The sequence below is a fragment of the Pantoea sp. y20 genome (genome assembly GCF_054903455.1).
Genome location: NZ_CM142816.1, coordinates 2,556,631 through 2,580,839, shown reverse-complemented (window position 1 = coordinate 2,580,839; position 24,209 = coordinate 2,556,631). Strand labels below are relative to the sequence as shown.

At 54.7% G+C, this 24,209-nt stretch carries 29 protein-coding genes; 9 read left to right on the top strand and 20 right to left on the bottom strand.

The window, feature by feature from the left end; genetic code table 11:
• Nucleotides 1-37: 37 nt before the first annotated feature.
• Together ACYAC5_RS12165 and ACYAC5_RS12160 are read left to right on the top strand one after the other, a co-directional pair.
• A complete protein-coding gene (locus tag ACYAC5_RS12165) occupies nucleotides 38-736 on the top strand; it encodes a phosphohydrolase (RefSeq protein ID WP_110868365.1) in 699 nt (232 codons plus the stop codon).
• Nucleotides 737-812: 76 nt separating this feature from the next.
• Complete coding sequence (locus ACYAC5_RS12160) at nucleotides 813-1,061, top strand: hypothetical protein (RefSeq protein WP_008105442.1); 249 nt, start codon at nucleotides 813-815, stop codon at nucleotides 1,059-1,061.
• A gap of 41 nt (nucleotides 1,062-1,102) precedes the next feature.
• Here the strand turns inward: ACYAC5_RS12160 and ACYAC5_RS12155 are convergent, their stop codons facing one another.
• A complete protein-coding gene (locus tag ACYAC5_RS12155; protein ID WP_462061817.1) occupies nucleotides 1,103-2,695 on the bottom strand; it encodes a methyl-accepting chemotaxis protein in 1,593 nt (530 codons plus the stop codon).
• A 124-nt stretch (nucleotides 2,696-2,819) separates the two neighbouring features.
• A complete protein-coding gene (dcm, locus tag ACYAC5_RS12150) occupies nucleotides 2,820-4,211 on the bottom strand; it encodes a DNA (cytosine-5-)-methyltransferase (protein ID WP_462061816.1) in 1,392 nt (463 codons plus the stop codon).
• A gap of 128 nt (nucleotides 4,212-4,339) precedes the next feature.
• Here dcm and ACYAC5_RS12145 point away from each other — a divergent pair, with 128 nt between their 5' ends.
• The 5 genes from ACYAC5_RS12145 (at nucleotide 4,340) to ACYAC5_RS12125 (ending at nucleotide 6,617) form a co-directional block, all read left to right on the top strand.
• Nucleotides 4,340-4,816 carry a very short patch repair endonuclease gene (locus ACYAC5_RS12145; RefSeq protein WP_101763942.1) on the top strand — a complete coding sequence of 159 codons (477 nt, stop codon included), beginning with the start codon at nucleotides 4,340-4,342 and terminating at the stop codon, nucleotides 4,814-4,816.
• Nucleotides 4,817-4,886: 70 nt separating this feature from the next.
• Entirely contained in the window at nucleotides 4,887-5,159 is a 273-nt protein-coding gene (locus ACYAC5_RS12140; protein ID WP_008105433.1) for a hypothetical protein, read from the top strand.
• A 14-nt stretch (nucleotides 5,160-5,173) separates the two neighbouring features.
• On the top strand, nucleotides 5,174-6,076 hold the full coding sequence (locus ACYAC5_RS12135; RefSeq protein WP_101763943.1) for a DUF808 domain-containing protein: 903 nt from the start codon (nucleotides 5,174-5,176) through the stop codon (nucleotides 6,074-6,076).
• Nucleotides 6,077-6,120: 44 nt separating this feature from the next.
• A complete protein-coding gene (locus ACYAC5_RS12130) occupies nucleotides 6,121-6,255 on the top strand; it encodes a hypothetical protein (RefSeq protein WP_255253243.1) in 135 nt (44 codons plus the stop codon).
• A gap of 182 nt (nucleotides 6,256-6,437) precedes the next feature.
• Nucleotides 6,438-6,617 (top strand): YodC family protein, encoded by a 180-nt coding sequence (locus ACYAC5_RS12125; RefSeq protein ID WP_101763944.1) that lies wholly within the window; start codon nucleotides 6,438-6,440, stop codon nucleotides 6,615-6,617.
• 48 nt (nucleotides 6,618-6,665) lie between these two features.
• Here ACYAC5_RS12125 and ACYAC5_RS12120 read toward each other — a convergent pair whose 3' ends face one another.
• The 3 genes from ACYAC5_RS12120 to yodD form a co-directional block, all read right to left on the bottom strand.
• On the bottom strand, nucleotides 6,666-7,886 hold the full coding sequence (locus ACYAC5_RS12120; RefSeq protein WP_101763945.1) for a glycosyltransferase family protein: 1,221 nt from the start codon (nucleotides 7,884-7,886) through the stop codon (nucleotides 6,666-6,668).
• A 26-nt stretch (nucleotides 7,887-7,912) separates the two neighbouring features.
• Nucleotides 7,913-8,710 (bottom strand): mannosyl-3-phosphoglycerate phosphatase-related protein, encoded by a 798-nt coding sequence (locus ACYAC5_RS12115; RefSeq protein ID WP_462062977.1) that lies wholly within the window; start codon nucleotides 8,708-8,710, stop codon nucleotides 7,913-7,915.
• 358 nt (nucleotides 8,711-9,068) lie between these two features.
• Nucleotides 9,069-9,302: a YodD family peroxide/acid resistance protein gene (yodD, locus tag ACYAC5_RS12110; protein WP_462061815.1), complete on the bottom strand. Its 234-nt coding sequence runs from the start codon at nucleotides 9,300-9,302 to the stop codon at nucleotides 9,069-9,071.
• Nucleotides 9,303-9,615: 313 nt separating this feature from the next.
• Between yodD and ACYAC5_RS12105 the strand changes: the two genes are divergently transcribed.
• Nucleotides 9,616-9,774 carry a YqaE/Pmp3 family membrane protein gene (locus ACYAC5_RS12105; RefSeq protein WP_192411592.1) on the top strand — a complete coding sequence of 53 codons (159 nt, stop codon included), beginning with the start codon at nucleotides 9,616-9,618 and terminating at the stop codon, nucleotides 9,772-9,774.
• 68 nt (nucleotides 9,775-9,842) lie between these two features.
• Nucleotides 9,843-10,037, top strand: a complete 195-nt coding sequence (gene dsrB, locus ACYAC5_RS12100; RefSeq protein WP_101763947.1) for a protein DsrB — start codon at nucleotides 9,843-9,845, stop codon at nucleotides 10,035-10,037.
• 124 nt (nucleotides 10,038-10,161) lie between these two features.
• On the opposite strand, the gene ACYAC5_RS12095 is transcribed toward dsrB, so the two are convergent.
• The 15 genes from ACYAC5_RS12095 to fliF form a co-directional block, all read right to left on the bottom strand.
• Nucleotides 10,162-11,865 (bottom strand): methyl-accepting chemotaxis protein, encoded by a 1,704-nt coding sequence (locus ACYAC5_RS12095; RefSeq protein ID WP_137386044.1) that lies wholly within the window; start codon nucleotides 11,863-11,865, stop codon nucleotides 10,162-10,164.
• Between the two features lie 142 nt (nucleotides 11,866-12,007).
• The gene (rcsA, locus tag ACYAC5_RS12090) at nucleotides 12,008-12,643 is read right to left on the bottom strand and encodes a transcriptional regulator RcsA (RefSeq protein ID WP_008105413.1); all 636 of its coding nucleotides are present in this window, start codon (nucleotides 12,641-12,643) and stop codon (nucleotides 12,008-12,010) included.
• Between the two features lie 629 nt (nucleotides 12,644-13,272).
• Nucleotides 13,273-14,061, bottom strand: coding sequence for a flagellar biosynthetic protein FliR (fliR, locus tag ACYAC5_RS12085; protein ID WP_101763949.1), 789 nt, complete (start codon nucleotides 14,059-14,061; stop codon nucleotides 13,273-13,275).
• Complete coding sequence (gene fliQ / locus ACYAC5_RS12080; RefSeq protein WP_008105408.1) at nucleotides 14,061-14,330, bottom strand: flagellar biosynthesis protein FliQ; 270 nt, start codon at nucleotides 14,328-14,330, stop codon at nucleotides 14,061-14,063. Before fliQ ends, fliR begins: the two co-directional genes overlap by 1 nt.
• A gap of 40 nt (nucleotides 14,331-14,370) precedes the next feature.
• Entirely contained in the window at nucleotides 14,371-15,102 is a 732-nt protein-coding gene (fliP, locus tag ACYAC5_RS12075; protein WP_061723562.1) for a flagellar type III secretion system pore protein FliP, read from the bottom strand.
• Nucleotides 15,102-15,497 (bottom strand): flagellar biosynthetic protein FliO, encoded by a 396-nt coding sequence (gene fliO / locus ACYAC5_RS12070; RefSeq protein ID WP_101763950.1) that lies wholly within the window; start codon nucleotides 15,495-15,497, stop codon nucleotides 15,102-15,104. Before fliO ends, fliP begins: the two co-directional genes overlap by 1 nt.
• 2 nt (nucleotides 15,498-15,499) lie before the next feature.
• The gene (fliN, locus tag ACYAC5_RS12065) at nucleotides 15,500-15,910 is read right to left on the bottom strand and encodes a flagellar motor switch protein FliN (protein WP_008105402.1); all 411 of its coding nucleotides are present in this window, start codon (nucleotides 15,908-15,910) and stop codon (nucleotides 15,500-15,502) included.
• Entirely contained in the window at nucleotides 15,903-16,910 is a 1,008-nt protein-coding gene (gene fliM, locus ACYAC5_RS12060; RefSeq protein ID WP_064739115.1) for a flagellar motor switch protein FliM, read from the bottom strand. Before fliM ends, fliN begins: the two co-directional genes overlap by 8 nt.
• Nucleotides 16,911-16,914: 4 nt before the next feature.
• Nucleotides 16,915-17,400: a flagellar basal body-associated protein FliL gene (gene fliL / locus ACYAC5_RS12055; RefSeq protein ID WP_101763951.1), complete on the bottom strand. Its 486-nt coding sequence runs from the start codon at nucleotides 17,398-17,400 to the stop codon at nucleotides 16,915-16,917.
• Between the two features lie 129 nt (nucleotides 17,401-17,529).
• Nucleotides 17,530-18,792: a flagellar hook-length control protein FliK gene (locus ACYAC5_RS12050; protein WP_280171820.1), complete on the bottom strand. Its 1,263-nt coding sequence runs from the start codon at nucleotides 18,790-18,792 to the stop codon at nucleotides 17,530-17,532.
• The gene (fliJ, locus tag ACYAC5_RS12045; RefSeq protein ID WP_064739112.1) at nucleotides 18,789-19,232 is read right to left on the bottom strand and encodes a flagellar export protein FliJ; all 444 of its coding nucleotides are present in this window, start codon (nucleotides 19,230-19,232) and stop codon (nucleotides 18,789-18,791) included. Before fliJ ends, ACYAC5_RS12050 begins: the two co-directional genes overlap by 4 nt.
• A gap of 19 nt (nucleotides 19,233-19,251) precedes the next feature.
• The gene (gene fliI, locus ACYAC5_RS12040; protein ID WP_008105395.1) at nucleotides 19,252-20,616 is read right to left on the bottom strand and encodes a flagellar protein export ATPase FliI; all 1,365 of its coding nucleotides are present in this window, start codon (nucleotides 20,614-20,616) and stop codon (nucleotides 19,252-19,254) included.
• Complete coding sequence (gene fliH / locus ACYAC5_RS12035; RefSeq protein WP_101763954.1) at nucleotides 20,616-21,317, bottom strand: flagellar assembly protein FliH; 702 nt, start codon at nucleotides 21,315-21,317, stop codon at nucleotides 20,616-20,618. Before fliH ends, fliI begins: the two co-directional genes overlap by 1 nt.
• Nucleotides 21,310-22,302: a flagellar motor switch protein FliG gene (gene fliG, locus ACYAC5_RS12030; protein ID WP_101763955.1), complete on the bottom strand. Its 993-nt coding sequence runs from the start codon at nucleotides 22,300-22,302 to the stop codon at nucleotides 21,310-21,312. The genes fliH and fliG overlap by 8 nt, the downstream gene beginning before the upstream one ends.
• Nucleotides 22,299-24,029: a flagellar basal-body MS-ring/collar protein FliF gene (gene fliF, locus ACYAC5_RS12025; protein ID WP_192411595.1), complete on the bottom strand. Its 1,731-nt coding sequence runs from the start codon at nucleotides 24,027-24,029 to the stop codon at nucleotides 22,299-22,301. Before fliF ends, fliG begins: the two co-directional genes overlap by 4 nt.
• Between the last annotated feature and the right edge of the window lie 180 nt (nucleotides 24,030-24,209).

Below are 24,209 nucleotides of genomic sequence, written 5' to 3'. Positions count from 1 at the left end.
CAGGAACGTAGATAACAGCAATAACAGGAGAAGCACGATGTCACTTACTCACTGGCAACAACGCTACGAGAATTGGCTGCAGCTCAACTGGCTGCATGACGACAAAGCCCACGATATCGCGCACCTGCGCCGCGTCTGGATGAGTGCTAAGCGCATCATGCAGCACAGCGACGCCGATCCTATGGTCGTGATGACCGCCTGCTATTTTCACGATGTGGTCAACCTGCCGAAAAACCATCCCGAACGTCATTTAGCGTCAACTTATGCCGCGGAAGAGACGCGCCGCATACTGCAGCAAGATTTCCCCGACTTCCCGTTCGAACGGCTGGATGCCGTTGCGCACGCGGTGCAGGCTCATAGCTTTAGTGCGCGTATCGCGCCGCAAACGCTGGAAGCGAAAATCGTGCAGGATGCCGATCGTCTCGAATCATTAGGTGCTATCGGCCTGGCGCGCGTTTTCTATACGGCGGGCGCGTTAGGTCGTCCGCTGTTTGATAGCGAAGATCCGTTAGGAAAGGATCGCGAACTGGATGATGTGAAGTGGACCTTGGATCACTTCCAGAAAAAGCTATTGGGTTTACCGCAAACCATGCAAACCGAAGCTGGACGCCTGTTGGCGGAACATAACGCCGATTTTCTCGTCCACTACATGGGCAAACTTTGCGCCGAGCTGCAGGGCAATTTGACCTCCATCGATGAGTCGGTGTTAAGAGATTTCAGCCCTATACACTCGTAATATTAAATTTTTATGACAGTCTGTTAAGTTTCATCTGCTTCCGCTACGTTGTTGTAAATCAAAAGGGAGTATGAAAATGACCGAGACAGTTAACTTAACCATCAAAATTGACCCGGCACTGAAAGAGCACATCAAACAGTTAGCCGCCGATAACCAAATCTCCATGAGTCAGGAGATCGTTAATCGCCTGCAGGCCAGTTTAGATGCGGGTGCGCAACCGGCCATTGACAGTCTGGATACTCAGGAAGCGGTGGAAGATCAGCTCTCCGCTGCGGAACTGAAGCAGATTCGTGCACTGCTGAAGAAAAGTAAGAAGAAGAAATAAGCAGAAAACCCGTCACTGACGGGTTTTTTTATGCCTGCAGATTAAATACGGAACTGCTGCGCGCGCTGCGCCAGGCGGTCCGATAAGGCGCGCAATTGCACTGCCGATTGCACCTGATGGGCGTTAAGCGCTTCGTTCTGCTGCAGCTGTCCGCTCATCTCCACCACTTCCAGCGCAATCTTTTTCACCCGATGACTCTGCGCAGCACTGTTGTGCTGTAGCTCGTTCAACTGCGTCACCACGCCAGACACCGCGCTGCTGATCTGCGCGAATAGCACTTCCAGCGCTTTCACCTTATCGAAGCCAGCATGCACATGTTGCTGCGTATGCTGAATCAATCCGTCAATCTGGCGCGTCGAGGCACCGCTTTGCTGCGAGAGCAAACCCATCTCTTTGGCGACCACCGAGAAGCTGCGGCCGTAAGCGCCGGCATGTGCCGACTCGATCGCGGCATTTAGCGACAACAAACGCGTCTGCATCGACAAGTCATCCAGCATGCCAACAATCCCGGCGATATCATCCGACGCGGTGACAATTTGCTGCATCTGGGTTTCCATCTTATCGACTTCCAGTGCGCAGTTACGCATCAACGCATCGGCAGATTGCGCTTCCTGCGTCGCCTGCTGCGAGAACTGGGCACCAATCTCCACCTCTTCAGAGACGCGATCTAAGCGCTGCGACAGATGATGGAAGCTGGCATTTTGCTGCTGGTGTTGCTGCATCACTTTCTCATTATGCTGCTGCATATCTTCTGCGCCGGCGGCCACGCTGACCGCCACCGTGTTGATGTCGCGCACAATCTGCTGCAAGCCGCGTCGCATGGTCTCAATTGACTGGAACAGCTGGCGCGTTTCCAGCGACTGACGACGCGGAAGGTTTTGCGCATCGACCAGATCACCGGTGGCGATCTGTTCCAGCTGCGCATTGGCGCGACGCAGCGGCAACAATACGCCGCGCATCAGCAGGCTGGACGCCAGCACTAACAGCGTCATCAGCACCGCGCTGACCATCAGCGACAGATTGCGGCTCTGCTTCAAGGTGCTGAGGGTGTTTTGATTCACGCTGCTGAGCTGCTGATTGGCCTGCTCGATTTCACTGAACCAGGCATCATTAAACTGCTGTTGAAATGCCTGCATCGGCACCATAAAAAAGGCGTTGATGTCGTTGGCCGCTAATCCTTTCAGCTGCTCCTGCAATCCTGCTGCCAGCATGGCGAAGCCTTGCGCCAGCGGGCTATCCGCATGGGCGTGGTAGGCGGTGAACTGTTGTTGCGCATGCTTCAACGAGTCATCGGCTGCCGCCGCCAGACTTTTCCAGCTATCCACCGAGCCACTTTGTTGATCCTGCATCAGATAAATACCGGCGCGGTGGCTGTTATCACTGGCGGTGAGCAGTTCGATGCGCGCTTTATCCAGCAGGGCCAGACGTTCGCGCAGTTGATTCGCCTGCTGCAACGAGATCTGTGTCTGGTTAACGTGGGTGTTCAGTAGCAGCACGCCGGCAAACTGCAGCAAGCAGAACAGCGCAATGAACAGCAAAAACTGGCTACGTAAACTGGTGAGCCACAGCGGAATACGCGGGGAGAACCGCGCGCGTAACCGCAGCGGCAGAGTGATAACAGACAGGAGTGACATCACACGCCTCCAAAAAATAAAACAGGAGTATTGGCAGCACGCGTGACAGTTTGGTGACAGCGGGCGCGATTAGGCGGAAAACAGCATAAAGCGCGGCCCTAAATAAAATTGTGGTCCTGAATCGCTACGCCTTTTGCGCGGCATACTGTTCAATTAGCGGCAATAACAGTTGCGCCACCGCAGCAAATACCGGCACCACCACCGAGTTGCCGAACTGCTTGTAGGCCTGCGTATCGGAAACCGGAATGCGCAGTTTGGCCTCGCCCGGCGCTTCAAACCCCATCAGGCGGGCACACTCTCGCGGGGTTAAACGACGCGGACGGCGCGCCATATTCTCCGCCTGCTGGAAATCCGCTTCGCCTTGCGCGTGATTCCAGCCGCGATCGATGAGGATTTCCGAACCATCTTTGTAATAGCGCGCCGATAAAGTACGCACGCAAATGTTCAGATTACGCGGATCGTTAAGGCCAAAGCCGAAGCCGTTACCTTTGGCTTTATGCTTTTTCGCGTATTGATACAGATAGTTCCACAGCGTTGGCGACAGCGTATATTTTGCTTCTGGCTCGGGTTCCAGCAGGCTGTGTAACGACGGCACCTTTTGTGGATAGAGCGCGGGCAGGGCGCGCAACGAAAAACCGTTGCTGAGCCCGCTATCACGGCGAATGCCCACCAGCACGATGCGCTCACGATGCTGCGGCAGGAAGTGGCGCGCATCGATGATTTTCGCATCCGGCAAACCGCCGTCATTGGCATCGGCCACGTCATAACCGAGTTCATCCAGCGTGGCCATGATGATGGCGAAGGTGCGGCCTTTATCGTGGCTCTTAAGGTTTTTCACGTTCTCCAGCACGAAGAACGGCGGCTTCTTGGCGGCGAGAATGCGCGCCACATCGAAGAACAGCGTGCCTTGCGCTTCGCACTCAAAACCGTGCGCGCGACCCAACGCATTCTTCTTGCTCACGCCCGCCAGCGAGAAGGGCTGACAAGGAAAACCGGCCAGCAGCACCTGATGATCGGGAATGGTGCGATCGATATGCTGATAAATTGCCTGCTCATCGCTGATGCCCGCGGGCTGCGTTACCAGACGAATATCACTGTTGAAGTGATGCAACTGTGGATCGCTATACAGATTGGCTTTATAGGTGCGCACCGCTTCTTTATTCCATTCGCTGGTGAACACGCATTGACCGCCAATCTGCTCGAAGCCACGACGAATGCCGCCGATACCGGCAAACAGATCGACAAACTGGAATTTGGCGTCGTCATAGTGCGCCGGACGCTGCGGCAGCAAGGCCTGCAGGCTGGCCACTTCGCGGCTGGAGAGCGCCGGCGCGGCACTTTTACCGGCGCGGATGCGATTCAAACGCGGCACGCTCCAGTCGCGGCCACCGGCTTCAGTTAAGGTGATAACCACATCGCGTGCGGCATAGATATCGAGCACCTGCAGTAACAGCGACGTCGCGTCATCCTGATCGGCGGTTAACGGGGAGGGCGAGACGGGGTCGATAGCGAGCATGCGTTTTTCCTTAACAGTGAAGCGGCTATGCTAACACTCATCACGCAACGAGGAAATTGGCGTGCGGTGTGCTTTCGCTTTTGGCTTAAACCGCTAAAGTTGTAGAAGCGCTAATACAAGGAGACGCCATGGCAGACGTTCACTCGCAAGCCATTCGCAGCAAAAACATGCGCGCGATTCGCAATCAGGATACCGCGATTGAACAGCGTATTGCGTTGATTCTCAAAGATCGTGGCTTCACCTACCGCGTACAGGATAAAGCGCTACCGGGCCGCCCGGATTTTGTCCTGCCCGCCGAGAAAGCGATCATCTTTGTTCATGGCTGCTTCTGGCATCGTCATCACTGCTACTTATTCAAAATGCCGGCCACGCGTACCGAATTCTGGAGTGGCAAAATTAACAGTAACGTTGAGCGCGACCGGCGTTACGTCGAACAACTGCGCGAAGGAGGTTGGAAAGTACTGATTGTTTGGGAGTGCGCGCTGCGCGGCAAACTGCAGCTGCAGGACAGCGCGCTGATTGAACGTTTAGAAGAGTGGCTGCTGGCCGCAACCGACAGCAGCGAAATCGACCATCAGGGCTTGCATCACTATCGCGTTGAATAGTGCGAGATTGTTGCTTTTAGCCGCTATAACAGTTTAGATCTCCCTTTTCTCTGGGACGCGGAATTGAGCCATGAGCAGCATCAAACTTACCGTTAAGCGCCTGTATCAACTCCGCGATGAGCGGATGGTGACAACCCAAGCCACGGCGCGCATTTATCTTGGCGACCGGCTGGTAGCCACCGAAGAGATCAGCGGCATGACGGAAAGTCCGGTGAGCAAGTATTTGCACGCCGGGGATCTGACGGGGCCGTTACGCGTCGAATGGGACTGTGCGGGCATCGCCGATATGTCAGTAACGGCGATTGAGCGTTGCCCCTGTTGTCAGGATCACGAACCGGAATAATAAGGAATACCACTTTGGCAGGAACCAGTTTACTCACCCTTCTGGATGATATTGCAACACTGCTCGACGATATCTCGGTCATGGGCAAAGTTGCGGCAAAGAAGACCGCAGGCGTATTGGGTGACGATCTGTCGCTGAATGCGCAGCAGGTTAGCGGTGTCAAAGCCAACCGTGAATTGCCCGTTGTATGGAGCGTTGCAAAAGGCTCCTTTCTTAATAAATTCATTCTGGTGCCGCTGGCGTTATTGATCTCGGCGTTTGCGCCCTGGTTGATTACGCCGCTGCTGATGATTGGCGGTGCCTATCTCTGCTACGAAGGCGTGGAGAAAGTGCTGCATAGCCTCAATCACGATAAGGCCGAGCAGAGTCCGGAGGCGCGTCAGCAGCGTCTCGACAAACTGGCGCAGCAGGATCCGCGGGCGTTTGAAAAGGACAAAGTAAAAGGCGCAGTGCGCACTGACTTTATCCTCTCGGCGGAGATTGTCGCCATCACGCTGGGCATCGTCTCAGAGGCGCCGCTGCTGAATCAGGTGCTGATTCTCGCCGGTGTCGCCATTCTGGTGACCATTGGCGTGTACGGCATCGTGGCGATGATTGTTAAAATTGACGATTTGGGCTTTTGGTTAAAAGAGAAATCTTCCACGGTCGCGCAGGCCATTGGCGGCGTATTGCTGGCCTTTGCCCCCTGGTTGATGAAAGCCTTAACGTTAGTCGGCACGCTGGCGATGTTTTTGGTTGGTGGCGGCATTGTGGTGCACGGCATCACGCCGCTACATCACGCTATTACGGAATACAGCGCCGGATTCAACGGTTTGGTCTCGGCACTGCTGAGCAACGGCGCCAATTTGGTGATCGGCTTTATCATTGGGTCGATCGTGCTGTTGGGCGTAAATCTGATTGCTAAGCTGCGCGGCTAGCAGTTATAAAGCGCTGTAAATTTTTAATCACGGTCAGGAGAACGATGATGAACGACGATATGTTTGAATTTGATATCGATGCACAGCTGGAACAGGCTGAAGCCAAAGCGGCAGAAAAAGCCAACGAAGTGCCTGCGGATATCAGCGACGAAGCGGATTGCGAAGGCTGCAAAATCTAATTTTCCTGTCCAGGACGTGCTATCAAAGCCGACAATAAATTTTGTCGGCTTTTTTTATTTACAGAGTTTTTAACTGCTTATTCTGATTTAGTAGCAGTAATAGATTAATCGTATAGGAAAAAATCGGTCACAGCTGCTATACCTAAATTCGGTCATTTAACGATGAAAGAGGGAGGTGCGGTATGATCTTTGCAATCAGTGACGAAGTTCAGCACAAACAGGGCGGACCCACCATGGTGGTCACCGGCTATGCCAGCGGAATGGTAGAGTGTCGTTGGTATGATGGTTACAGCGTGCGACGTGAGGCGTTTCGCAGTGATGAACTCAGTCACGTATCGAGCGCGCAACAGCTGGCCAGTTAAAGACATTCGGGACGATGCCCGTCGTCCCGAATGTGGTTCAACCCTGCATTACACCTTGCCGTCGTTATCCTCTTCCACCGCCTGATAAATCCGCTGCAGAATATCCGGGAAAGCAGATTGCACGCGGCTCCAGCTGGGAATAAAGGGTTTCTCATTCGGACGCTCAATAAAGGCTTGTCCGGCGTCAAGAATCGCCTGAGTGAACATCTCTACCGCCGCTTCTTCGATGTGCTGATCAAACTTGAGGCCGTTCATGGTGGCCTCGTGGTTGTAGATCTCCATCATGTCCAGCGCATTACGGTAGTAAGTGGCTTTCAACACCCGGAACGAATCGCTGGTGAGCGGCACGCCCATGGTGGCCAGCTTACGCAGCAGTGACTGCACGATGTCATTGCTCATGCGTTTCAATCCGCCGGTACCATCATCTTCGGCCAGCGGCTGATGCTTGTGGTCGTAGTTATCGGCGATCTCAACCTGGCAGGTCTGACGCGTGGTGTAGTTACGATAAATCTCCGACAGCACGCCAATCTCTAATCCCCAATCGCCGGGAATCTTGATGCCGTTGAGCACATGCGTGCGCATGGCAAACTCGCCAGAGAGCGGATAGCGGAAGCTGGTGAGGTAATCGAGATATTCCGAGTGACCGTAGACTTTCTGCAAGGAGCGCAGCAGCGGACCGACCAGCAAACGCCCGACGCGGCCATTCAGCTTGCCGTCGGCGACGCGCGCGTAGAAACCTTTGCAGAACTCATACTGAAACGACGGATTGGCCAGCGGATAGAGCAAACGCGCCAGCATGCCGCGTTCATAGGTGACGATATCGCAGTCGTGCAGCGCCACGCACTGAGTGCGGTCGGAAGCCAGCGTGTAGCCAGTGCAGAACCACACATTGCGCCCTTTGCCGGGTTGGCTCGGCGATAAACCCTCTTTATCCAGTTCGGCATCCAGCGCTTTCAGGCGCGGCCCGTCATTCCATAAAATGCGATGGCGCTGCGGCAGGCGGGAGAAGAACTCACGCGCAAACAGAAACTGGTCGCGATCGGCGCGGTCGAGGCCAATCACAATCTCCTCCAGGTAAGGTACCTTCGCCAGTTCGTTAACGATATTATCCAGCGCCGGGCCTTCCAGTTCCGAGAACAGCGACGGCAATATCAGCCCCATTTTGCGTTTGCGTGAGAAGCGCACCATCTCTTTTTCCAGCGATTCGACGCTGCGGTGGGTGAGATTATGGAAATTAGTAATGACACCATTCTGGTAAAAATCACTCATCGTCTCATCCTTTTGGTTAAAGGCCGTTACTCATTCGGCGCAAGAAAATAGTCCAGACCTTCACGCCAGCCCTGCGGACCGACGTGCGCGGTGTGGTAAACGTTCTCAGTATCGGTGCGTTGCAACGCCACCGGCGTTTTACTGAAGCCTTTTATCACCACGGCATAATCAACGCGCTCCAGCATCGGCACATCGTTGGGGCCATCGCCCAGGCCGAGTGTGGTGCGCGCTTCTCCTTCCTGCGCGGCGAGATGCTGCTGAATGTCCGCCAGCGCGATACCTTTGCCGGTGCCGGCGGGCATCACATGCCAGAAACGCCCGCCCTGGGTTAACGCCAGATTGTGTTCGGCCAGCGCCGCGCGGAATTCCGGTAAACGCTGTTCGTCATCGCGCCACAACACCACTTCCGACGCTTCGCGCAGGCGGCTTTGGCTGGCTTCGGCAAGGGTTAAACCGGTAAAACGTGCGACTTCGGCATCACTAAATTCATGAAAGCCGTTGAAGCGAAATCGTGCCTGCAACGCCTGCAGCGTCTGGCACAGCGCATGATAGCTGGCGCTGGTTTCGATCGGCGGTGTATGTTCACCGCCCAATACCACGCGCGCACCGTTTTCAGCAATAAAAGGGGCACCGACAATGCCTAACTTCTTTTGTAGTGGAATAATCTCGGCCTCCGTTTTGCTGGAACAAATCACCAGCGGGATCTGATGTTGTTTCAGACGCGCCAGCCATTCACTGGCCGCATCCCAGTTATAGTCATGATGATCCAGCAATGAGCCATCCAGATCGGTAATGATCATCAGGGAAGAGTTAAGACTCAGCATCATCACACTCCTTACGCCAGTGGCATCCGTAAAGCGAAGAGTAATCAGTATAATAGCGGAATCGCGATCACACTTTTTCCCGCGACCCGGCCAGCGACATCCAGGATAATTCTTAAATGGCAAACGTGACGGAAGGCGCGATGCACATTTCGTGCACAGCTGAAACCAGCAGTGACGCGGCGCGTAGGACGATTCACATGAATGCTTATACAAAATTGTTCGATTTACATGCAGGGATGAGTCTTGTCTTAATCAGACTAAGGCGTAATCTGACAGGGTGTTAAGAATTCCCTGGTGTAACGAACTTACTGATTTACTTTACCCGGCCATCCCGCCGGGTATTTTTTTGAAATCGATTTCAGCGGTTAACTTCGCTGCTGGCGAAGTCGCGAATGTCGAGTTCGAAAGCTTCCGCTAGCTCGGAGTAAGAGTCATAGGCTGCGCCATTTACCGTAACGCGATGCGCGTCTTCGGCTTCCATAAACTCTTTTACCTCGCCCGACGTTCTCTTCTGAATCGCTTCCAGCAACGCATCAACATCGACATTCACTTCGCGCTGAACTCTCTCACTGTACTCTTTTGCAGTGCTCATGGCGGCCTCCCGGAGGCAATCGGATCTACACCAGTATAGTCGTTGGTGAAAAGAGGGCGCGGAGGGCAAAGGGCAGGCAAAAAAAAGCCCGCGCTGCGCGGGCAAAAATCCTTGTTACTTTTAGGTTGACTGCGCCTTTGGGGTTGGTGCAGTACTGAGAAGTGTACGAGCAGCCTGCGTCAAAAGTCTCTCTGCGAAACGTTAAGAAAGCGAAAAAGCGCATCTTGACAGAGTTTTACCTGCCTTTAAGTGCACAGTGCGTAACAGCGACTATGCTTAGCGATTGATTGTTAAGTGATATCAGGGAGTGAATATGGACTTTTTACGTATTGTCATCGCCATTTTGGTTCCACCACTGGGCGTATTCTTGCAAGTCGGTTTTGGTGGGGCTTTCTGGCTCAACATTCTGCTGACGCTGTGCGGCTACATTCCGGGCATCATACATGCGGTGTGGGTTATCGCCCGACGCTGATCGCGATCAGGCAGTGTTGATTATCTTCCGTTAAACTGTGTCGCAGGACAATTTGTGGAGAGTAATCAATGAAGGTGAACGATCGCGTTACGGTTAAAACCGACGGCGGCCCGCGCCGTGTGGGTACGGTGCTGGCAGTGGAAGCATTCAATGAAGGCATCATGTATCTGGTGGCGTTAGAAGATTACCCGCTGGGGATTTGGTTCTTTAATGAAAGCGATCATGCTGAAGGGGTTTTTGTGGAGCCGTATGAAGAGGCTTGATTAATTTTCCCCTCACCTTAACCCTCTCCCGTAAGCGGGAGAGGGGAAAGATCGGCGCAACATCCACTTCTTCGCCCATGTGTGGGAGAGGGCCGGGGTGAGGGGCTTCGCGCACTACCTCAAATCAAAATGTCTCCCAGTTATCATTCCCTGACGTCGCCAATGCAGGACGCGGCGCCAGATTTGGCGTACGCAACGCAGACTGCGCCGCTTTAGCCACGTGCGCCACCGGTGCGTCATTCAAACGGAACACCGCCACCGCCTGCGTCAATCTGCCGGCCTGATCTTCCAGCGAAGCCGCTGCCGAAGAGGCTTCCTCAACCAGCGAGGCGTTCTGCTGCGTCACGTTATCCATCTCGGTCACCGCCAGGCTCACCTGCTGAATGCCACGGCTCTGCTCATCCGACGCGGCGGCAATCTCCGCCATAATGTCCGTCACGCGCCGCACCGCTTCAACAATCTCGCCCATGGTATTACCGGCTTCACCGACCTGGCGTGAACCGTTGGTGATCAACCCCACCGATTCAGCAATCAGCGTTTCAATCTCTTTCGCCGCCTGCGCACTGCGTTGCGCCAGGTTACGCACTTCGCTGGCCACCACGGCAAAACCACGGCCTTGCTCACCGGCACGCGCCGCTTCCACCGCGGCATTCAGCGCCAGAATATTGGTCTGGAAGGCGATGCTGTTGATGACGTTGGTGATCTCGGCAATCTTTTTCGAGCTGCCAGAAATATTGTTCATGGTTTGCACCACGCCGCTCACCAGATCGCCACCGCTGCGCGCTTTGCCTGAGGCATCGGCGGCCAGCTGGCTGGCGTGATGGGCATTCTCGGCGTTCTGTTTCACCGTGGCGGTGAGCTGCTCCATGCTGGCGGCGGTTTGCTCCAGTGCGGAGGCCTGCTCTTCAGTACGCGATGAGAGATCGGTGTTACCGGCGGAAATCTCGCTGGAACCCTGATAAATCGCTACCGCGCCTTCTCGCACCGTACCGACGGTGCGCACCAGCGAGGCCTGCATTAGCTGCAGGTTATGCAGCAAGCTACCAATCTCGCTGCGGCCATAGGCTTGTTCCGGCGCGGTGAGATCGCCTTGCGCGATACGCTCGATGCGATCAACGGACTGACGTAGCGGGGTGATCACCACGCGACGCAGGAACACGAAGGTCAGCAGCACCAGCAGCAAGGCGGCAGCAAACGCCACCGCCATAGCAATAAAGCCAATGCGTGATTGATGCGCGGCTTCGGCATTAATCGCTTCAGCGCGGTCAGTACGGATTTTAATCGCCTTCAGCAGCACGGCATTATAGGCATCATCCAGTTTGCGCGTGACGTCAGTTTCCTGCGCCACAATGCCTTCGAAGCTGCCCTGTTTAGCCGATTCAATCATCGGCTTGAGACCTTTATCAATATAAGCATTGAAGCTGGCGGTCAGCGGTTCATCGAGGGCAATATCCGCCGGCGTTTTCGCCTTGCGATCCATATAGAGTTTAAAACCTTCGCGCGCTTGTTTAATACGCGTCTCGGTGCGCGCTAAATCGGCACGATAACCATCCATTTCACCAATACGCGCGGCGGCACCGGATTGCAGCACATTGAGTCGCGCAGTACGCAGATGGTTAGAACTGTTAGAGATGCCCATACGAATTTGAATTTCTTCGGTGGCATCGTTTAGGGAATTATTACTCTGAATCAAAAAGTAGCTGGCGAGTCCAATGCACAGGGCAAAAAGCAGCAGAATGCCACCAAAGATCATACTGAACAAAGGCATCAGGCGCAGGTTCTGCCAGATGCTGAGCTTATATTGCTCATCAATCGATGCTGTTTTCATATCCTTGCTCTCATGTAGGTAGGTGTTATGAGAATAAGCATCGGCAGGCAGGGAGAAAGGATTAGGCAGGAAAGTGGGATCAAACTCTCAAAACGTGAAAAGGGCCAATCAGATGATCAGCCCTTTTATTCACTGTAGGTAATTATCGCACGTTAACATAAATCCCTGAGGTGACATTATCAGTCAAACGGACGACATGATAAATAACCTGCTTATTATGGGTTTTAATTTTACGTTTAATATTACCTTTATGTGACGATACGGTTTTGGCTTTAATTTGCATGTTCTCAGATATCTGAATGGTGTCATGACCTGACATCCACATTTTCAGCATATTTGATTCAGTCTGACTTAATGTCAGTGGATGCACGTCGAGCCCGGCAGAAATACGCGGCGAAGCGTTGAGTTTCTTTTGCAAATAGGTGCCTAATAACGAATCCAACGTCGAAGTTTTTATCGATTTTGATGTAATAATCAGGTTCTTACGAACGTAGAGGTATTCCTCAAAATGGATATTCGAGATCGCCATGAAAATAAAGAATAAGGTATCAGGATGCTGCATGATAATAGCACGAATACGATCGCTAGAATCAGATTCGTGAATAAAGCACTCTTCGTTGATAAACACAACACCCGGCTTAATTTGCTCACATCTTTGTTGCAATTGGTCGATATCCGAGACAGGAGTAATATTTTTCTTTTTAACTCCTTTCGCAGACATATAGTCAGACAAACCCAGGCGTGTGTAATTACATGAATCCATAATAATCGTTGGCATTATAGCGACCCTCACCAATTTGTTATCCGTTTAAATCAACGATGAATACGCGTTTGCGGTACGAGAGAAATTTCCAAAGACACTTTTTTATTCTGCTCAGCAGATTGGCGATAGTTATCCATGCGCCATCATGACTCTTCCCTGAACCGTGCTGCGAAGTTTTTTTTATAGTACATCCACGTCACTCTCATCTCAGCCATAGTGGGAATGGCTGAGGATTTGCATTAAGTGTTTTATTCGCTCTGTTTTGAGAGCCCTGTCACTATCGCGCAGATCACAGACAAATCTGATAGGACAAATCTTAAAAACATTTGTGTGGCGAAAGTATGACGCTTCAGCGAGCGTTGACAATGCCGGAAAAAAGGGATTTAGACAAGAAAAATCGCTGTGAAATTTTTTTTGTTTAAAAACAGCCCTTTGAGCATTTAATCAACCGATTCAGCAGGTTTAACCCCTTAGGAATCGTCTGACTAAAATACGCGAAGCGCGGTTTAATAAGAATAATTTTCACCAAAAATGCGCACTTATCAGAATTTCCTCAGTTGATTTCTGAGAAATATGGTTCAGAAAATGCACTAACAGATTTTGAATGCTTAACTATTACTTAAGGGCGTCTACAGAATAGTTAATCAACGGGCGCGGGAAAGTTCTGACACAAACTGGGCGAGTAAATCAAAGACTTCGCTAAACAGATGTTCGCAGAAGGGAGCAAGCAGCGGCATCATCAACCCTACGCTGAGGATGCCCACCGTTAAGGTAATCGGGAAGCCAACCGCGAAAATAGAGAGTTGTGGTGAAACACGGTTTAACAAACCTAGTGCCATGTTTAGCGTGAGGAGCAGAACTATTAAGGGCAGCGCTAACATCATGCCATTAAGGAAAATTAATCCCGCTGATTTCACCAACGCCATAAAAGCATTGGCGTTGAGCGGCTGATCGCTGATTGGCAACGTATGAAAACTGTCCACCAGCAGTGAAATTAGCCACAGATGTCCGTTGAAGGTAAGAAACAGCAGCATGGCCAGCATATCGAGAAAACGAGCCAGCACCGGCATGTTCAGGCGGCTGCCCGGATCGAAGAAGGTGGCGAAGGACAATCCCATCTGCAAACCAATCACTTCCCCCGCCATGCGCACCGCCGCAAAGGCGAACTGCATGGTCAGGCCGATGCTCACGCCAATCAGCAGCTGTTGCAGTAGCAACCAAAATCCCGCGGGCGTAAACAGGGTCGCCTCCACCGGCGGTAGCACCGGCAGGATGATCCAGGTGGTCAATACCGCGAGGCCAATCTTGACGCGTTTGGGAATTGATTTTTCGCTCAGCACCGGCGCGCTGGCGAACAGCGCCAGCAAACGCACCATCGGCCAGAAGAATTGTGCGACCCAATGGATCAGCTGGCTGCTGTCGAGGTTAATCATTAGCCAATAATGTACGGCAGATTGCTAAACAGCGTGCGAATGTAATCCAGCATCAGATTAAGCATCCACGGACCTGCGATTACCGCCGTAGCGGCAACGGCCAGAATCTTGGGGATAAAGGAGAGCGTTTGTTCGTTAATCTGGGTCGCGGCTTGCAGCACGCTGATGATCAACCCGCTGATCAACGCCACCAGCAACATCGGCGCGGCCATCAGCAGGGCGACACGCATTGCTTCCTGGCCCATAACCATCACTGATTCAGGTGTCATGCTGCACTCCTCGAGAAAGAAAGGTGAGGGCAAACGCCACTCAAGAGTAGAAACTTTGCGCCAGTGAACCCACCAGCAGCTGCCAGCCATCCACCAGCACGAACAGCATCAGCTTGAACGGCAGGGAAATGGTCGCCGGCGGCACCATCATCATCCCCAGTGCCATCAGTACGCTGGCGACCACCAGATCGATGATCAGGAACGGAATGAACACGGTGAAACCAATCTGGAAGGCGGTTTTCAGTTCACTGGTGACATACGCCGGCAGCAGAATACGCATCGGAACCGCTTCCGGACCCTGAATCGGTGCGGTGTTAGCCAGACGGGCAAACAGCGCTAAATCGGCTTCGCGCGTTTGACGCAGCATAAATTCACGCAGTGGCTGAGCACCTTTATCGATCGCGTCCGCCATGCTGATTTTGTCCTGGCTGAACGGCAGATAGGCGTCGGAGTAAATCTTGTCGAAGGTCGGCGCCATGATAAAGAAGGTCAGAAACAGCGCCAGGCCGAGCAGCACCTGGTTTGGCGGCGCCGACGGCGTGCCGAGGGCGTTACGCAGCAAACCAAACACAATAATGATGCGCGTGAAGCTGGTCATCATCAGCAGCACCGCCGGAATAAAGGTCAGCGAGGTGATGAACACCAGCGTCTGTACCGGCAGCGACCAGCTCTGGCCACCGTTCGCCAGCGGCTGGCTGATTAAACCTGGCAGCTGCGCATGGGCAACCGGTGCCAGCAACAGCAGCGGCAGAAGAGGAAGTAATCGACGCATCATTGTGGTTTTCCGGGACGTTTAACCAGGTTCTGGAACAGCTGACGAAAATCCTGTGGCGCAGCGCTGTGATTTGCCCGTTCTTCCGGCGGCAGCGGCGGTAACGAGTGCAGATGGGTGATCTGCTGGGCGGTCACGCCCAACACCAGACGCGCATCGGCGGTATCGACAATGACCACACGCTCACGCTGGCCAACCTGCACCGTCGCGCTGACTTTCAGCGCCTGGCCGGTCACCGTTTTCGGTGCAAAGCCAAGGCGTTTGGCCAGCCAGCCGCAGCCGAGAATCAGCAGAACAATTACTGCCAGCACGCTGCTGACCTGGCCAATCACCGAACCGGTTGAGACCACCGGCTGGCTGGGTACCGGTTGTTCGGCTTGCGTGTGTTTTAACATGCTTAACGGCTCAGACGACGCATACGTTCAGACGGGGTAATGATGTCGGTGATGCGCACGCCATATTTGTCGTTCACCACTACCACTTCACCCTGCGCGATCAGATAACCGTTGATCAGAATATCCAGCGGTTCCCCGGCCAGGCCATCCAGCGCCACCACCGAACCCTGCGTCAAGCGCAGCAGCTCTTTGATGGTCATCTTGGTGCGACCCAGTTCCACGGTCAGTTTGACCGGGATATCCATGATCAGATCGATATCCTGCAGCGAGCCGCTGATGCCAGGATTTTCCAGCGATTTGAACACATTTTCAGTTGGATCTGGCGCGCTGGTGGTGGTTTGTTCGTTCATAGCTGCAGCCCACAGATCGTCCGCGGAGATGTCGTCGTCGGACGGTTTCTTGCTGTCACTCATCGGGCTGTTCCTCGTTCAGCGAATTCAAAATCGGGTTAATCAAATGTTCTACACGCAGCGCGTACTGGCCATTGATGGTGCCGTATTGGCTGGTCAGCACCGGCACGCTATCGACGTGAGCGATGATGCGGTCCGGCTTCTCAATGGGCAGGACGTCACCGGGTTTCAGCTGCAAAATACGTGACAGGCGCAGCGATGTTTCGGCGAAATGGGCAATCAGCTCCAGCTCCGAGTGCTGCACCTGTTTCACCAGATTGTCGCGCCAGTGATTATCTTCCCGGCGTGAGTTTTCCAGTGGGGGATTGACCAGCAGCTCGCGCAGCGGCTCAATCATCGAAAACGGAATACAGATATTGAATTCACCGACCAGGTTTCCAATCTCTACCTGGAACGGCGTGTTCACCACGATGTCATTCGGTGAAGTGGTGATGTTGGTGAACTTCACCTGCATCTCGGAACGCACATACTCCACTTCCAGCGGATAAATCGCTTTCCACGCGTCGCTGTAGCCATCCAGCGCCAATTTCAACATGCGGCGAATCACGCGCTGTTCGGTATGGGTAAATTCACGTCCTTCAACTTTGGTCGGGAAACGACCGTCGCCGCCAAACAGGTTATCGACAGCAATAAAAACCAGGCTCGGTGAAAACACCACCAGCGCCGTGCCGCGCAGCGGCTTCAGGTGAATCAGGTTCAGGTTGGTTGGCACCGGCAGGTTGCGGGCGAACTCGTGGTACGGCTGAATCTTGATCGCACCCACACTAATATCGGGGCTACGGCGCAGCAGGTTAAACAGCGCCATACGGAAATGACGGGCAAAGCGCTCGTTGATGATCTCCAGCGCCTGCAGACGCTCACGTACGACGCGGCGCTGAGTATTGGGATCATAGGGACGGATATCGCCATCGGTCCCTTTGGAACTGTTCTCTACTTCCGCACTGTCACTGTCGCCATTAAGCAGCGCGTCAATCTCAGCCTGGGAGAGAATGCTATCGCCCATTAAATCACCTCAAAATGAAGGCGGTAAACAGCACGTCATTGACAACCTGAGCCGGTTGACCTTTTACCAGCGGCGGCGCCAGCACCTGTTTGATCTGCTCAACCAGGGCCTGTTTGCCTTGCTCTGTAGCCAGAGCCGTCGCGCTTTGACGCGAAAGCAGTAACAGCAGACGGCTGCGCACTTCCGGCAGGTAATCGTTCAACCGACGACGGGTATCCTCATCGGGCAGACGCAGGGTGAAACCCACGTACAGCACACGGTCGGGATCGTTGTCAGGATTGACCAGGTTTACTGTAAACGTATCCATTGCAAAAAATACGGGAGCAGCCGGTGGCTCGACTTTCGCCGCGTCCGGTTGGCTGCCTTCGTGTTTATTCATCATTCGCCAGACTGCATAGCCTGCCACGCTGCAAGCGGCCAGCGTTACAATCAGTAACACCGGTAGTAGTAGTGAACGTTTGCGGCCTTTAGCTTTCGCGTTATCAGACATCTTGCAGTTACTTCCTGTGAATTATGGGCAAGCCTCTCGGCTTACCTGGACAGATTATCCCGCGTCTTAAGTCAAACAATGGGAAGAAAAGACGCGGGTTTTACGCTTACCTTCAGCGTTTAGCGGCTATCAGGCAAAGATATCGACAGCGCCGTTACCGGCCGCGCGCGCTTGAAGGGCTGCCGGGACGGCAATAGGCGTTATCTCGTTGTCACTGTCCTGGGAGAGGGTAAAGCTGCCGTGCTGTCCGTCACGACGTCCTTCCTGCTGGCCCTGATAACTCTGGCCCTGTGCGAAGGCGTCGCTGCTGACGTTACTCTGTCCCAGGTTTATTCCGCTCTCCGCCAGCGCGCTACGCAGCTGAGGAAGAGCCGCTTCCAGCGCGGCCCTCACTTGGCTGTGGCTGGAAACCATATTTAACTGTGCCTGATCCTTATCAAGGGTCAGGCTGATCTGGATAGCGCCCAGATCCTGCGGATGTAGACGCAACTCGGCGTTCTGCTGCCCGTTGCGGCTAAACATCACAATCTGCTGACTCAGCGCCTGCTGCCACTCGCTGCTGCCGAGCTGCGCATTCAGCATGGGCGTCGACGGCGTGGTGCTGGTCGAGGCGGTGCTGCTTACCAGCGAGCTGGTGGCGCTGAGCGGTGCGCTGGTGAATGGCGTCACCGGGTCATCACTGCTCTGCGCGGCGCTGCGCGCTTCCGGCTTACTCAGCGCATTCATCACCTGCTTAAAACTCTCATCCAGCGTCAACCCGCTGCTGTTACTGGCGGTGGTGCTGACGCTGCTGCTCTGCGTGCTGCTGGCCGTTTGCGTTAAGAGCGTTACAGCATCGCTGGATTTCTTCTGTGCGCCATCCGGCTGCGCGTGCTCTTCTTTTACTGCACCGTCCAGGGAACCCCTTAACAGTGCGGTATTAAGCGAAGCGCGAGTGTCGGTTTTCACTTCGCCTGCGCTACTACTTACGGTGGTTGGGCTGGTGCGGTTCTCTACCGCCACCGGCAACATGGCGAATAACGCCTGCACATTCTGTAAGTCGCTGGCAGTTAACGAACTTGCCTCACTCTTGTCTTTATCATCGGCTGATTTCAGCGTGGCTTTAGTGTTTTCCGGCTGTAAAAGTGCGTTTAACGCATCGGGTTTCTCCAGCGCCTGTAATAACGCGCTTAGCGAAGCCTTACTGACGTCTTTTTCATCAACTTCTGCTGTCAGATCAGTCGATTGCGTGTTAACAGCTTGTTGCTTTACCAGCGTCAGCAAGCGGTTGCCGAGTTCAGTAATAAATCCCTGCGGCAGCGACTCCGCGCCCTGCAAAACATCTGATGAAACTGAAGTGTCAGCGTCTCCCAAAACCGAGGTTTGCGTAGCAACTGTTGGCAGCGTAATCATTCGCCTTTCCTCAATGCGGCCCGTTGGGCAAATTCATCCATCCGTTTCTGATCGAGACGGTTTTCTTGTCGTAATGCGTTTTCCTCAGCGCGCGTAATCAGCGTTTGATAAGCATTGAGCCGCTTATGCTTTTCACGCCAGTTGCTCAGCGCGCTGTCGAGGCGCTGATTCCACTGGGAAAGCTGTTGGCGATGCTGTTCGATGGCTTTTTCCAGCGTCTGAATAAACTGGTGATAATTGGTCCAGCGCGTGCTGGCGATGCCGCCGGACATATCCTGATTGAGCTTGTTGCGATACTCATCCTGATAATCCAGCAGCATGCTGAGTTGTTCGTCGGCCTGCTGCACACCCCGGCGCATATCGCCAAGGTGAATCACCGCACTCTCCAGTTCCTGCTCCGCCATATCGCGTAGCTTGTTGATCGCACTGGCCGTTTTCATCACTTAACCTCGTTTGGCGTTAACCGAACATCGCCTGCAGATGCAAACAGGCATCGTCGTAATCGCTGCGTTCGAAAATGCCCTGATGCAGGAAGGCTTCCATCTCGGGATAGAGCTTGATGGCGCGGTCCAGCATCGGATCGCTGCCTGCGGCATACGCACCCACACTCACCAGATCGCGGTTACGCTGGAAGCTGGAGAGCAACTGTTTGAACTGACGCACGCGCGCGTAGTGTGTCTCATCAATTAATGAGGTCATGGCGCGGCTGATTGACGCTTCAATATCAATTGCCGGATAGTGGCCAGCTTCCGCCAGACGACGCGACAGCACGATGTGGCCGTCGAGAATGGCACGCGCCGAGTCGGCAATCGGGTCTTGCTGATCGTCGCCTTCGGTTAACACGGTATAAAAGGCGGTGATTGAACCGCCGCCGTGCGTACCGTTACCGGCGCGTTCCACCAGCGCGGGCAATTTGGCGAACACCGAAGGCGGATAACCTTTGGTCGCCGGCGGCTCACCGATGGCCAGTGCGATTTCACGTTGCGCCATGGCGTAGCGGGTGAGGGAATCCATAATCAGCAGCACATGCTGGCCGCGATCGCGGAAATCTTCAGCGATACGCGTGGCATAGGCGGCACCCTGCATACGCAGCAGCGGCGAGACGTCCGCCGGCGCGGCGATCACCACCGAACGCGCACGGCCTTCGGCACCGAGAATATTTTCAATGAACTCTTTAACTTCACGACCACGTTCACCAATCAACCCCACCACGATCACGTCGGCTTTGGTGTAACGCGCCATCATGCCGAGCAGCACGCTTTTACCGACGCCGGAACCGGCGAACAGGCCCATACGTTGACCGCGACCCACGGTGAGCAGGGCGTTGATGGCACGCACGCCGGTATCCAGCACATCTTCAATCGGCGTACGTTGCAGCGGGTTGAACGGCGCGGTGATCAGCGGGGCGCGATAGCCGGTTTCCGGCGCGGGTAAACCGTCGAGGGGTTTGCCGCTGCCGTCCAGTACGCGACCCAATAACTCCGGGCCCAGCAGCATCTGTTTGCCGCTGTGGCCGCTGTCGCCACTGACGCGCGCATAAACGCGTGCGCCCGGCAAAATACCGTCGACTTCTTCCAGCGGCATCATCAGCAGTTTCTGGCCGTTGAAGCCGACCACTTCACTTTCAACTTCAGTGATCTTGCTGCCATCGGTACGTTCAATAATGCAGGTAGCACCGAGCGGCAGCTGCAGGCCGGTGGCTTCCAGCACTAAGCCGGTGGCGCGCGTCAGGCGACCGTAACGACGCACGGTTTGTACCTGTGAAATGCGTTCTTCGAAGGCGTCGAGCGCGCCGAGCCAGCGTGAAAGGCGTGAGGAGGTCATTACAGTGTCCCCGGAGCGGCCAGGCGGCACAGCTCCTGCCAGCGCGTTGCCACGCTCGCATCAAGGTCGCCATCTTCGGCGCTAAGCTTACAGCCGCCAGGATGCAGCGTGCTGTCGGCCAGCAAGCGCCAGCCGTGCAGATCGAGCGTTGGACCCAGCGTCTGCTCGATGCGCTGCAGATCGTCCGGATGGACGCGCAGCTGCGGTTTGCCGCTGAACATCGGTTCCTGCTGAATCAGCTGCTGGATTTGACGCAGCAGGGCGGTGCCGTCCACCTGCGTGGCCTGGCCAATCACCGTGCGCGCGGCTTCCAGCGCCAGCTGCATCAGACGTGAAGCGATCACGCTGTCGAGCGCTTCGAGCGTGTGATGGAACTCGGTCACCAGCTGCTGCATGCGTGCCTGCAGCGGCGCTTGCTGCTGCTGCGCATCGGCTAAGCCTTGCTGGAAACCGGCGTCGTAACCGTTCTGTTGCGCTTCGGCGAAACCTTTCTGATAGCCTTCGCTGTAGCCTTGCGTCTGCGCATCTTTGCGCATCTGCTGCTGCATGCGTTCCAGCTGTTGCTGCTGTTCCGCTTCGGCGCTCAGTTCGACATCGATCTCCGGTTCATCTAACTGAGGTTCCGGTTCGGCACCGAACGGGCTGCCTAAATCATCAGGCTGCCAGCGCTGCCACGCGCGGGCGGAAAAGGCATCAGACATAGGTTTCCTCGCCACCACCAATCACCATCTCGCCGGATTCTGCTAAGCGGCGCACCACCAGAAGAATGGCCTTCTGCTCGTTCTCCACCGCCGACATACGTACCGGACCACGGTTGGCCAGATCGTCGCGCAGAATATCGGCCGCACGGGCAGACATGTTTTTGAGGAACTTCTCGCGCAGCGGCTGTTCGGCACCTTTCAATGCCACCAGCAACTGTTCGGATTCCACTTCCTGCAACAGACGCTGGATGCTGCGGTCGTCCACTTCCACCAGGTTTTCGAACAGGAACATCTCGTCGATGATCTTCTGTGCCAGCTCGCCATCGAAGTCGCGTACTGCTTCGATAACCGCTTCTTCCTGCTGGGTTTTCATCAGGTTGATAATTTCTGCTGCGGTTCTCACGCCGCCCATCTTCGCGCGCTTGAGGTTGGTGCCGTCGAGCAGGCCATTCAGTACTTCGGTCAACTCCGCCAGCGCCGCCGGCTGGACACCGCCGAAGGTGGCGATACGCAGCATCACATCGTGACGCAGACGCTCGTCGAACAGCGCCAGAATATCCGCCGCCTGACCACGTTTGAGGTGGACAAGGATGGTGGCGATAATCTGCGGATGCTCGTCGCGAATAAGGTCGGCGGCCGCCTGTGGCTCCATGAAGTTGAGCGTTTCCATGCCGCTGGTGGTCTCGTTTTTCTCGAGAATATCTTCCAGCAGGCTTGAAGCTCGCTCCTCGCCCAACGCTTTGATCAGCACCGAACGCAGGTAATCGTTGGAGTTGAGGCTCAGCGCCGCAAACTGTTCGGCATCGGCTTCGAACTCGCGCAGCACTTCGGTCAGCTGTTTATGTGAAACCTGGCGCATGTTGGCCATGGCACCACTCAGGTGCTGAACTTCACGCTGGTTAAGGTGTTTGAACACCTCCGCCGCGCGCTCTTCGCCGATGGTCATCATCAGAATGGCGCTTTTTTCTGTACCGGTCAGACTCATAGTTCTTTACTCATCCATTCGCGGATAACCAGCGCGACGACGCGCGGATCGTTTTCAGACATGTCGCGGATACGCTGGCTCATCACCTCGGCGCTCATGCGGTTAGTAGATTTACGCTCCTGATCCAGCTCGTCTTTGCTGAGCTGAACGTTAAAGGCTTCTTCTTCTTCCATGGCCGCAGAGCGTGCCGCCAGCGCTTCAGCCGCTGCCTTCTCCTGCTCTTTCTTACGCATCAGCTGTGGACGAACCAGCTTGCGATAGAGGATGAAGCCAACCAATGCCACCAGCAGCCAGCGACCGGCAGTCATCAGCTGATCGAAGAACGATTGCTGCTGCCAGAATGGCAGGTCGCCACCGCTTGGCTCGGTCATGTTGAACTGAGAGTTCACCACGTTGACGCTGTCGCCACGGGTTTGTGAATAGCCCATCGCTTCACGGGTTAAATCTTCAATCTGCTTGATCTGCTGCTCGTTAAGCGCCACCGCTTTGCCTTTACCGTCGTCGCGGTAGTTCACCACCACGGCAACCGACAGGCGCTGCACATCGCCGACGTTCAGCTTGGTATGACGAATGGTGCGGTCCAGCTCGTAGTTCACCGTGTCGTTGCGCGTTGAGCTGCTCGGACCAGAAGGCTGTGCGGTACTGGTGGTGCTGCCGTTATTCTGCGCATTGGCGGTTTGCGCGTTGGCGTTTTGGCCGTTGGCATTATTGTTGTTATTCGTTGGCGGATTGGTCACCGGCGCGGTATTGGCTGGCGCAGGCTGATTCGACAATGCACCCGGCACGCCGCCTGGATACGGGCTGCCATTCTGTTCGGAGTTGCTGGTCTGGCGTGAACGCACCGCGCTGTTGTTAGGATTGGCGTTCGGCTGGTATTTCTCGTCGGTCTGCTCGCTGCGGTCGAAGTTGATCTGCGCCGTCACCTGCGCATGCACATTGCCCTGACCGACAATCGGATTGAGGATCGCTTCGATACGCTGCTGGAAGCGCGCTTCCACTTCAGACGCATATTTCAGTTGCGCGTCATTCAGGTCGCGACCTTCGCTGTCAGAGCGGGTCAACAGACGACCGGCCTGATCGACAACGGTAACGTTGCCCGGCGGTAAACCGGCCACGCTGCTGGAAACCATATGCTGAATGGCCTGAATCTGGCCTTCATCTAATGCGCGGCCTGGCTGCAGGTTCAGCGTCACCGAGGCGGAAGGGGCTTTCTGCTCACGCACGAATAAGGTCGGTTTCGGCATTGCCAGATGCACGCGTACGCTCTTCACCGGACCGAGCGTTTCGATGGTGCGCGACAGTTCACCTTCCAGCGCACGCTGATAGTTGATCTGCTCGCTGAACTGGCTGATCCCGAACTTCTCTTTGTCCATCAGTTCGAAGCCAACGTTGCCGCCTTTCGGCAAGCCTTGTTGTGCCAGACGCAGACGCAGCTCATGCACTTTATCGGCGGGCACCATCAGTGCTCCACCGTTATCGGCGAACTGGTAAGGGATGTTCATTTGCGTCAGCTGCGTGACGATCGCGCCACCATCCTCATCGGAGAGGTTGTTATAAAGCACGCGATAGTCTGGCGCTTTTGCCCACAGCACCAACGCAAACACCACCGCGATAACCGCAGCAGCAGCGATAATTAAGGGAATACGCGGGTTGGCGCGCAGGCGGGCGAGAAGGTCATTGAAGCCTTTCTTAGCTGTATCCTGTGTAGCGGCTGCACTCGCATTCATGACCGATTCCTGCCTGACATTATTGATCGGGTGTGGTGTTGTGGTGACAAAACGTACTCCCTGAAGACTTCTCCCCTAAAATCGGGAGAGGAGAAAAATTAAATTCCACTTAATGGCAGGCATTATTTGTTGAAAGCCGCGACATCGATGGGTGGATAAGCCGGGTTTTTTGCGGTCATT

Bases quoted from the DNA above. Each gene is read 5' to 3' on its own strand.
- ACYAC5_RS12165 (WP_110868365.1), top strand. From the start codon at position 38: ATGTCACTTACTCACTGGCAACAACGCTACGAGAATTGGCTGCAGCTC.
- ACYAC5_RS12160 (WP_008105442.1), top strand. From the start codon at position 813: ATGACCGAGACAGTTAACTTAACCATCAAAATTGACCCGGCACTGAAA.
- ACYAC5_RS12155 (WP_462061817.1), bottom strand. From the start codon at position 2,695: ATGTCACTCCTGTCTGTTATCACTCTGCCGCTGCGGTTACGCGCGCGG.
- dcm (WP_462061816.1), bottom strand. From the start codon at position 4,211: ATGCTCGCTATCGACCCCGTCTCGCCCTCCCCGTTAACCGCCGATCAG.
- ACYAC5_RS12145 (WP_101763942.1), top strand. From the start codon at position 4,340: ATGGCAGACGTTCACTCGCAAGCCATTCGCAGCAAAAACATGCGCGCG.
- ACYAC5_RS12140 (WP_008105433.1), top strand. From the start codon at position 4,887: ATGAGCAGCATCAAACTTACCGTTAAGCGCCTGTATCAACTCCGCGAT.
- ACYAC5_RS12130 (WP_255253243.1), top strand. From the start codon at position 6,121: ATGATGAACGACGATATGTTTGAATTTGATATCGATGCACAGCTGGAA.
- ACYAC5_RS12125 (WP_101763944.1), top strand. From the start codon at position 6,438: ATGATCTTTGCAATCAGTGACGAAGTTCAGCACAAACAGGGCGGACCC.
- ACYAC5_RS12120 (WP_101763945.1), bottom strand. From the start codon at position 7,886: ATGAGTGATTTTTACCAGAATGGTGTCATTACTAATTTCCATAATCTC.
- ACYAC5_RS12115 (WP_462062977.1), bottom strand. From the start codon at position 8,710: ATGCTGAGTCTTAACTCTTCCCTGATGATCATTACCGATCTGGATGGC.
- yodD (WP_462061815.1), bottom strand. From the start codon at position 9,302: ATGAGCACTGCAAAAGAGTACAGTGAGAGAGTTCAGCGCGAAGTGAAT.
- ACYAC5_RS12105 (WP_192411592.1), top strand. From the start codon at position 9,616: ATGGACTTTTTACGTATTGTCATCGCCATTTTGGTTCCACCACTGGGC.
- dsrB (WP_101763947.1), top strand. From the start codon at position 9,843: ATGAAGGTGAACGATCGCGTTACGGTTAAAACCGACGGCGGCCCGCGC.
- ACYAC5_RS12095 (WP_137386044.1), bottom strand. From the start codon at position 11,865: ATGAAAACAGCATCGATTGATGAGCAATATAAGCTCAGCATCTGGCAG.
- rcsA (WP_008105413.1), bottom strand. From the start codon at position 12,643: ATGCCAACGATTATTATGGATTCATGTAATTACACACGCCTGGGTTTG.
- fliR (WP_101763949.1), bottom strand. From the start codon at position 14,061: ATGATTAACCTCGACAGCAGCCAGCTGATCCATTGGGTCGCACAATTC.
- fliQ (WP_008105408.1), bottom strand. From the start codon at position 14,330: ATGACACCTGAATCAGTGATGGTTATGGGCCAGGAAGCAATGCGTGTC.
- fliP (WP_061723562.1), bottom strand. From the start codon at position 15,102: ATGCGTCGATTACTTCCTCTTCTGCCGCTGCTGTTGCTGGCACCGGTT.
- fliO (WP_101763950.1), bottom strand. From the start codon at position 15,497: ATGTTAAAACACACGCAAGCCGAACAACCGGTACCCAGCCAGCCGGTG.
- fliN (WP_008105402.1), bottom strand. From the start codon at position 15,910: ATGAGTGACAGCAAGAAACCGTCCGACGACGACATCTCCGCGGACGAT.
- fliM (WP_064739115.1), bottom strand. From the start codon at position 16,910: ATGGGCGATAGCATTCTCTCCCAGGCTGAGATTGACGCGCTGCTTAAT.
- fliL (WP_101763951.1), bottom strand. From the start codon at position 17,400: ATGTCTGATAACGCGAAAGCTAAAGGCCGCAAACGTTCACTACTACTA.
- ACYAC5_RS12050 (WP_280171820.1), bottom strand. From the start codon at position 18,792: ATGATTACGCTGCCAACAGTTGCTACGCAAACCTCGGTTTTGGGAGAC.
- fliJ (WP_064739112.1), bottom strand. From the start codon at position 19,232: ATGAAAACGGCCAGTGCGATCAACAAGCTACGCGATATGGCGGAGCAG.
- fliI (WP_008105395.1), bottom strand. From the start codon at position 20,616: ATGACCTCCTCACGCCTTTCACGCTGGCTCGGCGCGCTCGACGCCTTC.
- fliH (WP_101763954.1), bottom strand. From the start codon at position 21,317: ATGTCTGATGCCTTTTCCGCCCGCGCGTGGCAGCGCTGGCAGCCTGAT.
- fliG (WP_101763955.1), bottom strand. From the start codon at position 22,302: ATGAGTCTGACCGGTACAGAAAAAAGCGCCATTCTGATGATGACCATC.
- fliF (WP_192411595.1), bottom strand. From the start codon at position 24,029: ATGAATGCGAGTGCAGCCGCTACACAGGATACAGCTAAGAAAGGCTTC.